At 67.3% G+C, this 14,133-nt stretch carries 11 protein-coding genes; 6 read left to right on the plus strand and 5 right to left on the minus strand.

Going from position 1 to position 14,133, the window contains the following annotated elements; all coding sequences use genetic code 11:
- The first annotated feature begins 90 nt into the window (after positions 1-90).
- Positions 91-1,560 carry a DUF2252 domain-containing protein gene (locus ACP15H_RS06235; protein ID WP_425065334.1) on the plus strand — a complete coding sequence of 490 codons (1,470 nt, stop codon included), beginning with the start codon at positions 91-93 and terminating at the stop codon, positions 1,558-1,560.
- Between the two features lie 79 nt (positions 1,561-1,639).
- Positions 1,640-1,966 carry a putative quinol monooxygenase gene (locus tag ACP15H_RS06240; RefSeq protein WP_425065335.1) on the plus strand — a complete coding sequence of 109 codons (327 nt, stop codon included), beginning with the start codon at positions 1,640-1,642 and terminating at the stop codon, positions 1,964-1,966.
- 158 nt (positions 1,967-2,124) lie between these two features.
- On the opposite strand, the gene ACP15H_RS06245 is transcribed toward ACP15H_RS06240, so the two are convergent.
- Positions 2,125-4,167, minus strand: coding sequence for a molybdopterin-containing oxidoreductase family protein (locus tag ACP15H_RS06245; protein ID WP_425065336.1), 2,043 nt, complete (start codon positions 4,165-4,167; stop codon positions 2,125-2,127).
- Positions 4,168-4,231: 64 nt separating this feature from the next.
- Positions 4,232-4,498 carry a 50S ribosomal protein L31 gene (gene rpmE, locus ACP15H_RS06250; RefSeq protein WP_425065337.1) on the minus strand — a complete coding sequence of 89 codons (267 nt, stop codon included), beginning with the start codon at positions 4,496-4,498 and terminating at the stop codon, positions 4,232-4,234.
- A 126-nt stretch (positions 4,499-4,624) separates the two neighbouring features.
- Here rpmE and cyaY point away from each other — a divergent pair, with 126 nt between their 5' ends.
- Both cyaY and ACP15H_RS06260 read left to right on the plus strand, forming a co-directional pair.
- Entirely contained in the window at positions 4,625-4,930 is a 306-nt protein-coding gene (gene cyaY, locus ACP15H_RS06255) for an iron donor protein CyaY (RefSeq protein WP_425065338.1), read from the plus strand.
- Positions 4,927-6,681: an ABC transporter transmembrane domain-containing protein gene (locus ACP15H_RS06260; protein ID WP_425065339.1), complete on the plus strand. Its 1,755-nt coding sequence runs from the start codon at positions 4,927-4,929 to the stop codon at positions 6,679-6,681. Before cyaY ends, ACP15H_RS06260 begins: the two co-directional genes overlap by 4 nt.
- A 208-nt stretch (positions 6,682-6,889) precedes the next feature.
- Here the strand turns inward: ACP15H_RS06260 and ACP15H_RS06265 are convergent, their stop codons facing one another.
- Positions 6,890-8,533, minus strand: coding sequence for an AMP-binding protein (locus tag ACP15H_RS06265; RefSeq protein WP_425065340.1), 1,644 nt, complete (start codon positions 8,531-8,533; stop codon positions 6,890-6,892).
- 15 nt (positions 8,534-8,548) lie between these two features.
- A complete protein-coding gene (locus ACP15H_RS06270) occupies positions 8,549-9,790 on the minus strand; it encodes a hypothetical protein (protein WP_425065341.1) in 1,242 nt (413 codons plus the stop codon).
- 104 nt (positions 9,791-9,894) lie between these two features.
- Here ACP15H_RS06270 and ACP15H_RS06275 point away from each other — a divergent pair, with 104 nt between their 5' ends.
- Positions 9,895-12,006, plus strand: coding sequence for a molybdopterin-containing oxidoreductase family protein (locus tag ACP15H_RS06275; RefSeq protein ID WP_425065342.1), 2,112 nt, complete (start codon positions 9,895-9,897; stop codon positions 12,004-12,006).
- Positions 12,003-12,941 (plus strand): division plane positioning ATPase MipZ, encoded by a 939-nt coding sequence (locus ACP15H_RS06280; protein ID WP_425065343.1) that lies wholly within the window; start codon positions 12,003-12,005, stop codon positions 12,939-12,941. Before ACP15H_RS06275 ends, ACP15H_RS06280 begins: the two co-directional genes overlap by 4 nt.
- On the opposite strand, the gene ACP15H_RS06285 is transcribed toward ACP15H_RS06280, so the two are convergent.
- Positions 12,859-14,115: an MFS transporter gene (locus ACP15H_RS06285; protein ID WP_425065344.1), complete on the minus strand. Its 1,257-nt coding sequence runs from the start codon at positions 14,113-14,115 to the stop codon at positions 12,859-12,861. The genes ACP15H_RS06280 and ACP15H_RS06285 overlap by 83 nt on opposite strands.
- Positions 14,116-14,133 lie beyond the last annotated feature (18 nt).

Genomic DNA, 14,133 nt, shown 5'->3' on the forward strand with positions numbered 1-14,133 from the left:
GACAAACTGAATGAGGCGCCACCGCCGTCAATTTCTTTGACCGCCGCGAAGGCGCGACGTTGAATGGCCGGCGGGGAGCAGGGTGGTCAGATGACAGTGGTGAAGATCAACACGAATATCGATCGTACGTTCGAACGCATGAACACGGCGATCGACGACATGACGTTGCTCGAAAGCTTCGTGGCGCCCCGGGCAACGGTTGCCGAGCGGCTGCAGGCGGGCAAGGCGGTCCGGGCCAAGGTGCCGCGCACCTCGCATGCCACCTTCGAAAAGGCGGCGAACCGGCCGGATCCGGTCGCCATCCTCGAGGCGCAGAACGAGAGCCGGGTGCAGAAGCTGGTGCCGGTGCGCTTCGCCCGCATGCTGGCGTCGCCCTTCGCCTTCCTGCGCGGCTCGGCGGCGGTGATGGCGGCCGACCTCTCGACCACGCCCGTCACCGGCATGGCGGTCGGCGCCTGCGGCGACATGCATGTCTCGAATTTCGGCGTGTTCGCTTCGGCGGAGCGCAATCTGATCTTCGCCATCAACGATTTCGACGAGGTCCATCCCGGCCCCTGGGAATGGGACCTGAAGCGCCTCGCCGCCAGCGCGGCCGTCGCCGTGCGCTTCATGGGCGGCGACCGCGTGGCGGCGGAGGGGGCGGCGCGGGCCATCGTGCGGTCGTACCGCAAGCGCATGCGCCGCTACGCCGAGATGGGTTACCTGGAGATCTGGTACGACCGAATCGACGAGCGTGCCGTGCTCGACACGCTGTCACCGCGGGCGCGGCGCGGTGCCGAGCGGCTGATGGACAAGGCGCGGACCAAGAGCCATGTCGCCGTGCTGGAGAAGCTGACCGAGGAGGTCGGCGGCGAGCATCGCATCATCGAGGAAGTGCCGCTGATCGTGCGCGAGACGGAAACGGCGGCGGGTACGCCGACCAATGTCGCTCTCGACAACATGTTGCAGGCCTATATCCAGTCGCTGCCGATCGACCGGCGCGTGCTGCTGTCACGCTATCGGATCGTTGATTCGGCGCGAAAGGTCGTGGGCGTCGGCAGCGTCGGGACCGGGTGCTGGGTCGTTCTGCTGCAGGGCGTCGATTCGGACGATCCGCTGTTCCTGCAGGTGAAGCAGGCGCAGACATCGGTCATCGCGCCCTATGTCGACCAGAAGCTCAGGTTCGAGAATCAGGGACGGCGCGTCGTCGTCGGGCAGCGCCTCGCGCAAGGGTCGCCCGACATCTTCCTCGGCTGGGGACAGGTCGACGGAAAGGACTTCTACGTTCGCCAGCTCGCCGACATGAAGGGCAGCCTGAAGTTCAACGAGAGCGACACGAGCACCCTCGACGGCTTCCTCGAATATTGCGGACTGTGCGGCTGGGCGCTTGCGTTGGCCCATGCGAAGTCAGGCAATCCGGCGATGATCGCCGGCTATTGCGGCAACAGCGACACGCTTGACGAAGCGATCGGCAAGTTCGCCATGGCCTATTCAAAGCAGACGGAGGAGGACTACGACGCGCTCGACAAGGCGCGCCGGACGGGGCGCATCAAGGTCGCGGCGCCGGAGATGGTGAAGTAGTCGCTTCGACGCTGGCCGAAGCGACGGCTTTGGGCGAAGGCCTAGAACGCTCTCCCATCAACCGCACGGGAGAAACCACATGGTCGACCTTCACGCCCTGAAAGACGGGCTCATCGTCACGGCGTTCTGGGAGGCCAGACCGTCCGAGGCCGATGCCGTCGCGGCCATCGTCCGCGAGTACCTGCCCCAGGCCCAGCGCGAGCCCTGGGTCCAGGCCTTCCAGATCCACCGCTCGATCGCGGAACCCGAGAAATTCTTCTTCTACGAAGTGTTCCGCGACGAGGCGGGTTTCGCCTCCCACCAGGAGACGCCGCACTTCAAGGCTCTGATCGTCGAACAGGCCCTGCCGAAGCTTACCAAGCGCGAGCGCACGCAGCACCGGTTCGTTCAAGCGGCCACGGCCTGAGGGAACGGAAAGGTCCCTCGCTCCGCTCGGCATGACAATAGTGCTGGATATGCGCAGTGCGCCGATCCGACGACTGCTGTCATCGCGGGCGGGGGAACCCCCGCCCTGGAGCGGGGCGAGGGATCTCTCAGGTGTCTTAGCGGGAGGTCGGGCCTTCGTCAGGCCGCGACCGCATCCTTCCAGGGCGCGACCTCGAGCCAGGTGCTCTGGTAGGTCGCGCCTTCGCCCATGTCGGTGTAGCGGTCCGAGCAGAGCATGTTGATCGTGCCCGACACGGCCTCGCCCACGGGGCGCTGGCCCGGCACGAGCAGGACGCCCGGCTGGACCTCGTCGGCAACCTTGAGGACCAGGCCGATCTCGCCGCGGTCATTGAACAGGCGCACGGGGTCGCCGTCCTTGAGGCCGCGCTTGGCCGCCTCGTCGGGGTGCAGGATGCAGAACGGCTTGCCCTCGCGCTCGCGCAGGAAGCCGACGCCGGAAAATGCCGTGTGGGCCTGGAAGTATCCGGGCGCCGTGAGCAGGCGCAGCGGCCACCGGGAGGCTTCCTCGGCTTCGATCGGATCGGGCTCCCAATCGGGCATCGGCGGCAGGCCCTGTTTGGCCAGCTGCTCGGAATAGAATTCGAGCTTGCCCGACGGCGTCTTGAAGGGCTGGCCGTCCCAGTCGTGCTTGATGTTGAGCGGCACGCCGGCGAACAGCTCGTTGCGGTCGACCTTCGAGGCCGGGCCCGTCGAGCCCTTGAAGAACTCCTCGGCGGCCTCTCGCGGCGACAGGCTGAAGATCGCGTCGGTGACGCCCATGCGCTGCGCCAGCGCCTGCGCGACGTGGAAGTTGGAGCGGGCCTCGCCCGCCGGCTCGACCGCCTTCTGGCCCCACTGCATCCAGTAGGCGCCGTAGGCGCGGTAGAGATCGTCGGTCTCAAGATAGTTCGCGGCCGGCAGCACGATGTCGGCGTAACGCGCGGTGTCGGTCATGAACGGGTCGTGCACGACTGTGAACAGGTCCTCGCGCATCAGGCCCTTCTGCACCTTGTGCACTTCGGGGCAGGTGACGACGGGATTGTTGGCAGCGACGAACAGCGCGCGGAGCGGCGGGTCCTGCATGTTGAGGAGCTCCTCGCCGAGGCGCAGGTGATTGATCATGCGCGCCGTCGCGGGCCCGGAGGGCTTGCGCACGGCGGCATAGTTGAGATCGCACGAGGCGGCCGTCAGCAGCAGCGCGCCGCCGCCCTTGACGCCGTAGTGGCCGGTCACGCCCGGCAGCAGCGCCACGGTGCGCAAGGCCTGGCCGCCATGGGTGAGGCGGGTCATGCCCTCGCCGAGGCGGATCAGCGCGGCCTTGGCGTTGCCGTACAGTGCCGCGAGCTTCTCGATGTCGGAGACGGGGAGGCCGGTGATCTCCGCCGTGCGCGTCGGCGTGAACTTCGGCAGCACCTCGCGTTCGACCTTGTCGAAGCCCAGCGTGTGAACGTCGATGTAGTCGAGGTTAGCGAGACCGTCGCGCACCAGGATGTGCATGACGCCGAGCGCCAGGGCGGCGTCGGTGCCGATCCGGATGGGCAGGTAGAGGTCGGCGGCGCGGGCGCTGCGCGTGCGGCGCGGGTCGATCACCACGATCGGCATGCCGGTCTTCTTGCGCTGGCTCTCGGCCAGGGCCCAGAAATGCACGTTGGTGGCGGCGAGGTCGGCGCCCCAGGAGATCATCAGGTCGGAATAGATGACCGACTCTGGATCGGCGCCGCCCACCGGGCCGACCGTCATTTCCCAGGCGGTCTCGCAGCACGTGTCGCAGACCGTCCCGGCCTGAAGCCGCGACGTGCCGAGCGCGTGGAACAGGCCGTTCACCAGGCCGCGGTTCATCAGGCCCTGATGGGCGGAGTAGGCGTAGCCCAGGATCGCGAGCGGACCGCTCTCGGCAATGATCGACTTCCAGCGCTGCGAGATCTCATCGAGCGCCTCGTCCCAGGTGATGGGCTCGAACTGGCCCGAGCCCTTGGGCCCGGTGCGGCGCAGCGGCGTGGCGATGCGCTCGGAAGAGTTTACCAGGTCGCTGTCGCGGTTGACCTTGCCGCAGGCGAAACCGGCCGTGTACGGCTGGTCGGGGTCACCCTGGATGCGCACGACCTTACCGTTGTCGACATGTGCGATGAGAGAGCACATGTCGGGACAATCGTGAGCACAAACAACTCTGACAGATTTCACTACGCCGCCTCCCGAAGGGTATCGCGGCCGTAATGTAGCAGAAGCGCCGAAAGAAGAAGCGGACTTACTTCTCGGTTTCGGGCTTGGCGGCTTCCTTGGGCGTGTCGGTCTTGTCGCTGCCGATCATGCCGAAGCGATTGCGGAAGCGCTGCACGCGGCCGCCGCGATCGATGCTCTGGCGCACGCCGGTCCAGGCCGGATGCGTCTTCGGATCGATGTCGAGGCGCATGCTGGCGCCTTCCTTGCCCCAGGTCGACTTCGTCTCGAAGGTCGTACCGTCGGTCATCACCACGGTGATCGTGTGATAGTCGGGGTGAATCTTCTCTTGCATGATCTCTCTCCAGCGCTTCAGGGCCGATTCCGACCGGCCGGCGCAACAGGGGCGGGGGTATACAGTCCCCGGGGCGCGGCGACAAGCTGGTTGTACGGCCCTCCCATGGCTTGTAGACCGGCCGCCATGAGCGATTCAGCCTTCGAAACCCTTGCCGACAGCCTGCTCGCGACTCTCGAGGAGGCGTTGGCAGACCATGTCGATGCCGAACTCCAGGGGGGGATCCTTACGGTCGAGGGTGATGCGGGCACCTGGATCGTCAACAAACATGCGCCCACCCGGCAGATATGGCTCAGTTCGCCGGTGAGCGGCGCCCGGCATTACGCGTTCGATGCGACGTCGGGACAGTGGCAGGACACGCGGGGCGGCGACGGGCTTCTGGTCATTCTCGCGACCGAACTGGGCGTCGAGCTGAACTGGCAGGCATCATGAACCGGTTCGGCGGCCTTGCTCTCCTCGGGCCCTATCTGAGGCCCTATCGCGGGCGCACGATCCTGGCCCTCCTGTCGCTGCTGGTGGCGGCGGGAACGGTGCTGGCCTTCGGCGCCTGCCTGCGCGCCCTCATCGACCGCGGCTTCGCCCAGGGCCGGCCGGACATCCTCAACTATGCCCTGGCCTCGCTGCTGGCCGTGGCTGTGGTGCTGGCCATCGCCTCGGGTGCGCGCTTCTATCTGGTCTCCTGGCTGGGCGAGCGGGTGGTGAGCGACCTGCGCCGCGATCTCTTCGACCATGTGGTGCGGCTGGGGCCGGCCTGGTTCGAGATCAAGCGCTCGGGCGACGTCATGAGCCGGATTTCGGCCGACGCCCAGCTCATCGAGCAGGTGATCGGTTCTTCGGCCTCGGTGGCGCTGCGCAACACGCTGATGTGCCTCGGCGGCGTAGTCATGCTGGTGGTGACGAACCCGAAGCTCGCCTTGTGGACGCTGGCGGTCGTGCCGTTGACCGTCGTGCCCATCGTCGTATTCGGCCGGAAGGTGAGGGCGCTTTCGCGCGAGGCGCAGGCCCGCATGGGCGAGATGGTCTCGGAGGGTGCCGAGACCCTGGACGGGGTACGCACGGTCCAGGCCTTCGCCCAGGAGGACCGGGCCGCGCAGCGCTTCGGCGAGGCGACCGAGCGGGCCTTCGTCGCCGCCACACGGCGGGTGTCGCGCCGGGCGATCATGACCACGCTGGTCATCTTCATCGTCTTTTCGGCCGTCGGCTTCCTGCTGTGGATGGGCGGCCACGACGTGCTGACCGGCCGCATCAGCGCCGGCGATCTCTCGGCCTTCGTCTTCTACGCGGTCCTGGTCGCCAGTTCGGGCGGCGCGATCAGCGAGACCATCGGCGACCTGCAGCGCGCGTCCGGCGCGGCCGAGCGGCTGGCCGAACTGCGCGCCGAAGCGCCGTCGATCGCCGAGCCGGCCCATCCCAGGTCCTTGCCGAGGCCGGTGCAGGGCGCGGTGTCCTTCGAGCAGGTCTCGTTTCGCTATCCGACGCGCACCGATGCGCTCGCCCTCGATGGCTTCGACCTCACGATCGTGCCCGGCGAGACGGTGGCCATCGTCGGTCCCTCGGGCGCGGGCAAGACGACCGCCTTCAACCTGCTGCTGCGTTTCTACGATCCGGAGAAGGGCACGATCCGTCTCGACGGTATCGACATAAGGGACCTCGCGCTGGGCGACCTGCGGCGGTCGCTGGCCGTCGTCCCGCAGGACCCGACCCTGTTCAGCACGTCGGTCACGGAGAACATCCGCTACGGACGCCCCGACGCCAGCGATGCCGAGGTACGGGCGGCGGCCGAGGCGGCCTCGGCGCTGGCGTTCATCGAGGCCCTGCCGCACGGCTTTGCAACCGACCTCGGGGCACGCGGCGTGCGCCTCTCGGGCGGCCAGCGCCAGCGCATCGCCATTGCGCGGGCGCTGCTCTGCGACCCCGCCGTGCTGCTGCTCGACGAGGCGACGAGTGCCCTCGATGCCGAGAGCGAGCTGGCGGTCCAGCAGGCCCTGGACCGGGTGATGCGCAACCGCACGACCCTGGTGATCGCCCATCGCCTCGCCACGGTGCAGAAGGCCGATCGCATCGTCGTCCTCGATCACGGACGGGTGGTTGATGTCGGCCCCCATGCCGAGCTGGTGCGCCGCGGCGGCCTCTATGCGCGGCTGGCGGAGCTGCAGTTCAACGTCTCGGCGGCTGCAAGCTGATATCGCACTTTAACAGGAGGGGCAAAATCGTTGAAATTCAATGAAGTGACGGCTATATTTAATCCATATTCCGAACTTCATTTGGATCTGAAGAGACCATGTTTTCCAACGACCCTGCGACCCGACTCTTTTCGTGGTGGCCGGCAGCCCTGATCGGCTTGGCCACACTCCTGAACAGCCTTGCTGAAAGCGTCCAGACGCTCCTGACCTAACGAAGTCGTACGACGTCGCCGCTTTCGGCATCCAGGCGCCTGAGTTCGCGGCGCAGGATCTTGCCGGTCGTGGTCAGCGGCAGTTCCGGCACGAATTCGACCTCCCGCGGATATTCGTGCGCCGCCAGCCGGGTCTTCACGAAATTCGCCAGATCGGTCTTGAGCGATTCGGTGGGCGCGATCTCGGGCCTGAGCTGCACGAAAGCCTTCACGATCTCGGTCCGGACCCGGTCGGGCACGCCCACGACGCCGACCATCGCCACCGCGGGATGCTTCATCAGGCATTCCTCGATCTCGCCGGGGCCGATCCGGTAGCCGCCCGAGGTGATCACGTCGTCGTCGCGGCTCTTGAAGAAGACGTAGCCGTCCTCGTCGATGGTGCCGAGGTCGCCGGTCAGCAGCCAGTCGCCGGCATATTTGCGCTCGGTAGCCTCCGGATTGCGCCAGTATTCCAGCATCACGATGGGATCGTGCCGCCAGCCGGCGATCTGGCCTTCCTGGCCGGGCGGCAGGACGTTGCCGTCGCCATCGACGACCGCCACCTTGCGACCGGGGCAGGCGCGGCCGCAGGAGCCGGGGCGGACCTCGAACCAGTCGGGTGAGTTGAGCAGCATCAGGTTCATTTCGGTCTGGCCGTAGCCCTCCGAGATCGTCGTGCCGAACGTGTCGCGGCCCCAGCTCAGCAGCTCCTCGCCCATGGCTTCGCCGCCGGTCGAGATCGCGCGGATGTCGTAGGTCCACCGGTCCTGCGGCCTGTGGACCTGGCGCATCATCTTGAGCGCGGTCGGCGGGATGAAGCTCACGCCGACACGGTGCTTGGCCAGCATGGCGAAGGCGCGTTCCGGATCGAACTTGGCGAAGCGGTGGGCCAGCACCGGCGTGCCGTAGTACCAGGCGGGGAACAGCGCGTCGTAGAGGCCGGCGATCCACGCCCATTCGGCCGGCGTCCACATCACCTCGTTGCCGCGCGGCCAGTGACCCAGCCACTGTTCCACGGCGGGTATGCAGCCCAGCATCATGCGATGCGCGTGCAGCGCGCCCTTGGGTTGGCCGGTCGTGCCCGACGTGTAGATCAGCAGCGCCGGATCCTCGGCCGCCGTGTCGACCGTGGCGAAGCGGTCGGAGGCGGCGCCGAGCAGCCGGTCCCAGTCCAGGAACGCGCTGCCATGCGCGCCGGCGCCGATCACGATGATCGTCTTCAGATGGGGCAGGCGGTCGCGCACGGCCAGCAGCTTCGGAAGCTGGCTCATGTCCGTGACGATGGCCGAGGCCTCGGCGTTGGCCAGGCGGTATTCGATCGCCTCCTCGCCGAACAGGGTGAACAGCGGCAGCACGACGGCGCCCATGCGATAGCCGGCGAGATGGCAGATCGTGAGCTCGGCGCCCTGGCTCAGGAACACCGCGACGCGGTCACCTCTGTTGATGCCGCGTGCGACCAGCGCGTTGGCCAGCCGCGAACTGGCGGCCAGGAGCTGGCCGAAGGTCCAGTTGCGCACCGAGCCGTCGGCGTTCTCGACGATCATCGCCAGCGTGTCGGGCGCATGGCGTTCGCAGACGGCGCGACCGATGTTGAAGCGCTGGGGCGTGGGCCAGCGGAACTGCCGCATGGCGTCGTCGTAGCCGAGACCGCGAGGGATCATGCCCGGTGACCTTCGTTAGCGAGTGATGCGTTGCACGACGCGGCCGGCCAGCAGCTCCTGCGGCGTCGGCGTCCAGATCTCGTTCGGCGGCGTGTCGATCACGCGCTGCGCGAACTCGGGCGTGACGCCGCTCGCGACCAGGAAGCGCCGCATGTCTCGGTTGCTCTCGTAGAGGTCGTTGGGCCCCAGGCCGGGAAAGCTGCCCTGATGGAAGCCCAGGCGTCCGCCGGCCGAGATCGAGCGATCGTTGCCGCCGAGGAAGGCGATGGTGCAGGCGGAGGCGCAGCCGCTCTCGACGCGCGTCGCCAGCCGGCGGTTGCGGATCATGCGGTTGATCTCGAAGGCGGTGCCGATGCGCCCGCCGGGACCGGCCAGGACGACGCGGCGGACACCTGGATGCTTGTCCAGCGCTCGCCGCACCGCGTCGGCGCTGCCGGTGCCATAGGCGCCCTCGACGTTGAGCGCCGTGCCATCGGGACTCACCGTGACGGCGAGCGTGTCGAGCGCCTCGTCGCCGGAATAGATCGCCCACAATTCGCCGATCGAGGGCACGGCCCGCTCGTAGAACAGGCCGCCGATGCCGGCGATCGACAGCGCGGCGGCGACGAAGATGCCGACGGCAATCGCGACGGGAGCTCGCCGCCGGGCCGCGATCGCGATGAGACAGACCTGCACGAAGGCGAAGGCGGAGGCGGCCAGGCAGAGCAGGGCGGGGCCGAGCACATGCACCAGGGTCACCTCGCCGGGACCGAAGACGGCGAGCGTGATGCTGCCGAATCCGAGAAGCAAGGCCATCGCCGCCCAGACGCCGCGATAGTAGAGCGTGAGATCGAACGGCGCCGCCCCGTCGCGCCACAGCGGCACGCCCAGTGCCTCGAGATAATCGGTCATCGCGGCGAGCTTGCCGGTCCGGATGCGTTTCACGCCGTCGCGGTAGCCGAGCGACGCGGCGAGGTCGGACGGGACGCTGTCAGCGGCAAGCCGCACCTCGCGCAAGCCGATCGAGCGGGCGGCCATCTCGGCGAAGCCGATCAGCGCGCGCGCCACTTGAGGTTCGCCACCGGACGCGGTCGCCAGGGGGCCGACGGCAAGGTGGTCCGGGGCCTGCTCAAGCAGCACGGCGCCGAGCGGCGCGGTCTCGCCGTCGATCACGAAGATCGCGCGCGTATCGCTGGTCGAGGCGACAGGCGGCAAGCTGGGGAAAAGTCGGACGATGCCCTCAGCATCGGCAGCGATGGCGCGCCGAACGGCGCCCACGGAGACCCGATCCTGAGAAAACACGCTGACTTTCCACTCCCTGAGGCCGCTTTCACGGGCGGTGACCGGTCTGTATGCTGCGGTACTTCTCGTGGAGCGTCCAGATGTCCCCCGACGATCATGCCTACCCGCCGATCGCCCGCGCCCGGAGCGGGGAGTCGGGCGCGACCACCGTACCGTCGGTCTGTCCACATGATTGCACGAGCACCTGCGCGCTCGACGTCGAACGGCTGGACAACACGAAGATCGGCCGTGTCCGCGGCTCGATGCGAAACGACTATACGGCGGGCGTGATCTGCGAAAAGGTCGCGCGCTACGCCGAGCGCATCCACCATCCCGACCGGTTGATGAAGCCGCTACGCCGGGTCGGGCCGAAAGGCTCGAAGCAGTTCGCCGAAATCTCATGGTCCGACGCGCTCGACATCGTGGCCGAGCAGTTCATCGCCAAGGCGCGCCAGCACGGCAGCGAGACGATCTGGCCTTATTACTATGCCGGCACCATGGGCCTGGTGCAGCGCGACGGCATCAACCGCCTGCGCAACGCGATGAAATACTCGCGCTGGTTCTCGACCATCTGCGTGACCCTGTCCGACACCGGCTGGATTGCGGGCGTCGGGGCCAAGCGCGGTGCCGACGTGCGCGAGATCGACGAGCATGCCGAGCTGGTTGTGATCTGGGGCGGCAACCCGGTGAACACCCAGGTCAACGTGATGACCCATGCGATGAAGGCTAAGAAGCGCGGCGCCAAGCTCGTCGTCGTCGATCCCTATCGCACCGGAACGGCCGACCAGGCCGACATCCATCTCGCCGTGCGTCCCGGCACCGATGGCGCGCTGGCGGTCGGCGTGATGCATGTCCTCTTCAAGGAGGGCTATGCCGACTGGGACTATCTCCGGAAATACACCGACGCGCCGGACGAACTGGCTGCGCATGTGGCGACGCGCACGCCGGAATGGGCGTCGAAGATCACCGGCCTCTCCGTCGAAGAGATCGTGTCCTTCGCGCGCCTCTACGGACAGAGCAAGGCGTCGTTCATCCGCTGCCATCACGGCTTCAGCCGCAGCCGCAACGGCGCGGCCAACATGCATGCCGTGACCTGCCTGCCGGCGGTGACCGGTGCCTGGCAGTACAAGGGCGGCGGCGCGCTCTACGGCCACACCGGCATGTATCCGATCGACAAGACGCTGATCGAGGGACTCGACATGGCCGATCCGTCGATCCGCGATCTCGACCAGTCGCGCCTGGGCCCGATCCTCACCAACGATCCCGTGGCGCTGAAGAACGGTCCGCCGGTCACCGGCATGCTGATCCAGAACACCAACCCGGCGATGGTCTGTCCGGAACTCGAACTGGTGCACAAGGGGTTCAAGCGCGACGACCTGTTCGTCTGCGTGCACGAGCAGTTCATGACGGAGACGGCGGCCTTCGCCGACATCGTCCTGCCGGCCACCATGTTCCTCGAGCACGACGACTTTTACACAGCCAGCGGCCACACTTTCTTCCAGGTGGCCAAAGCCGTGATTGACGCGCCGGGCGAGTGCCGCGAGAACCACTTCGTGATTGCTGAACTCGCAAAGCGCCTGGGTGCCAAGCATCGCGGCTTCGACATGACACCGTGGGAGATCATGGACGAGACGCTGAAGGTCTCGGGCATGTGGGACGCCGAGACCAACTGGCAGAAGGGCGGCCAGGATTTCCACCTGGGCTTCGAGACGTCGCACTTCCTCGATGGCTTCGCCTGGCCCGACAAGAAGTTTCGCTTCAAGCCGGACTGGGCAGCCTATGGACCGCGTGGCAAGGAAATGCCGGTGCTGCCCGACCATTTCGACGTGATCGAGAATGCCACCGACGACAAGCCGTTCCGGCTGGTCGCGGCGCCGGCGCGCACCTTCCTCAATTCGACCTTCACCGAGACGCCGAGTTCGCAGAAGCGCGAGGTCCGGCCGACCGCGCTGATGAATCCCGACGACTGCATCGCCATGGGCATCGTCGAGGGCGAGCGGCTGGAGATCGGCAACGAGCGCGGCAAGACCGTCGTGAATGCCAAGCCCCGCGCAGGCCAGCAGAAGGGTGTCGTCGTGGTCGAGGGCATCTGGCCCAACCGCAACTTCGAGACCGGCATCGGCATCAATGCGCTGACCTCGGCCGATCCCGGCTGGCCCAATGGTGGTGCGGTGTTCCACGACACCGCCGTCTGGATCCGCAAGGTCGCGTGAGCGAGGCATTCCAACCAGCGCCCAATCCGAGCATCGCCCAGACGCAGGCCCCTCGGATCGAGGGCCGCGGCCATGTTCTCGTCATCGGCAACGAGAAGGGCGGCTCGGGCAAGTCGACGACGGCGCTGCACATCGCCGTCTCGCTGATGCGGGACGGCGCGCGCGTCGCGACGCTCGATCTCGATGCGCGGCAGGGAACGCTCAGCCGCTATATCGAGAACCGCGCGGCCTATGTGAAGAAGAACGGCGTCGAGCTGCCGATGCCGCTGCACACGCCGGTGATGATCTCGTCGCTGAACGATCGCCGCGAGGCCGAGGCCGACGAGCGTGCGCGGCTGGCGGCCGCGCTCGAACCGGCGGTCGGGGCGGCCGACTTCGTGATCATCGACACGCCGGGCAGCGACACCCATCTCAGCCGGCTGGCCCACACCTGGGCCGACACGCTGCTGACGCCGCTGAACGACAGCTTCATCGATCTCGATCTGCTGGCGCGCGTCGATCCCGACACGCTCAAGATCGTGCGGCCGTCGATCTATGCCGAGGCGGTGTGGAAGCAACGGCAGATTCGCGCCATCGAGGGCGGCCGGCCGGTCGACTGGATCGTGATGCGCAACCGCCTGTCGTCGCTGGCGGCGCGCAACAAGCGCGACATGGGCAACGTGATCGAGGCGCTGGCCAAGCGGATCGGCTTCCGGGTCGCCGCGGGCCTGAGCGAGCGCGTGATCTACAAGGAACTCTTCCTGAGCGGTCTGACGCTGCTCGACCTGAAGCGCGGCAGCGGCGGCAGTGGGCCGTCCCTGACCCTGAGCCACGTCGCGGCGCGTCAGGAAGTGCGCGACCTCGTGGCCTCGCTCAACCTGCCGGGGGTCGCTCCTGCAGAAGTGGACGTGCCCGCGACAGAAGAAGCCATAGAAGCCCCGCCGCCTGCAGAATGAACAGCAGGCCGAACGACCAGGCATAGCCGTCCGGCGAGTAGCCCGTGGCGGTGCGCGGCCACAGGTCGACGACCTTGCCGATCGCCCATTGGCCGCCGAAGATCACCGTGAAGACCACGAGATTGGAGCTGGTGCTGACCCGCCCGGCATATTGCGGCGGGAAGGAGCGCGCCAGCAGCGGCATGTACTGGATCGGATAGGCGCCGAGGAAGCCGAACAGCAGCCAGGCCACGACGGGATAGAAAGAGGGCAGGAACGCCAGCCAGGCGCAGACCAGGGTGAAGAGCGCGCTGACGAGGTTGGCCGAGGCGAAGTCGCTGATGCCGATGCGGCGGAAGGCACCGGACAGTACGCCGCTCAGGGCAAAGCCCGCGGTCATCACGGCCGTGGTGTAGAGCTGGATGTCGGCGCGGGTCTCGTTGCTGGCGAAGCCGCCGACATCGCGCAGCCACGGGCCGATCCACAGGGTGATCGCGGCGATGAACGCCATCTGCTGGAAGGTGAGCAGCGGCTGGATGCGCCAGAAGAAGCCATTGGTCAGCACGATGCCGGTGATGCGGAACTGGTCGCGCAGCGTTCCTGGTGCCGCCGGCGCGCCGCGCTCCGGCACGACGGTGAACAGGATCGCGGAGACGACGAGGCAGACCCCGGCCAGCCAGAAGAACAGGCCCTGCCAGCTGATGACCGAGAGCGACCACTGGATCGGCAGCGTTGCGGCCATTGCGCCCAGTCCGCCCGCCATCATGTGGAAGCCGGTGATCAGGCCCCAGCGCTCGGGTGGATACCAGAGCGTGATCGCCTTGATGGCGGCCATCAGCCCGCCGGCGAAGCCCAAGCCGATCAGCACGCGCGCCACGATCAGCTCGCCGAGCGAAAGGCTCAGACCGAAGAGGGCCGAGCCAATCGCCGCCATCGCCAGCAGCAGCGCCTGTACGCGGCGCGGCCCGTAGCGGTCGAGCATGACGCCGAGGATCGGCTGGCAGCCGGCGAAGAACAGGAAGAAGGCCGAGGTGAGGAGGCCGAGGTCGCCCGCGCTGATTCCGACGTCCCGTTCGAGATACGGAAAGATCACCGCGTTCACGCCGCGGAAGATGTAGGAGAGGAAATAGGCGAGCGCGAACGGAACGAAGACCCGCAGCAGCAGCGTGGCGAAGGTGGGGGCGTTTCCGGTCATGCTTCAATGTTGGCGCGA

It is taken from the genome of Reyranella sp. (genome assembly GCF_965249915.1).
Taxonomy (GTDB): Bacteria; Pseudomonadota; Alphaproteobacteria; order Reyranellales; family Reyranellaceae; genus Reyranella.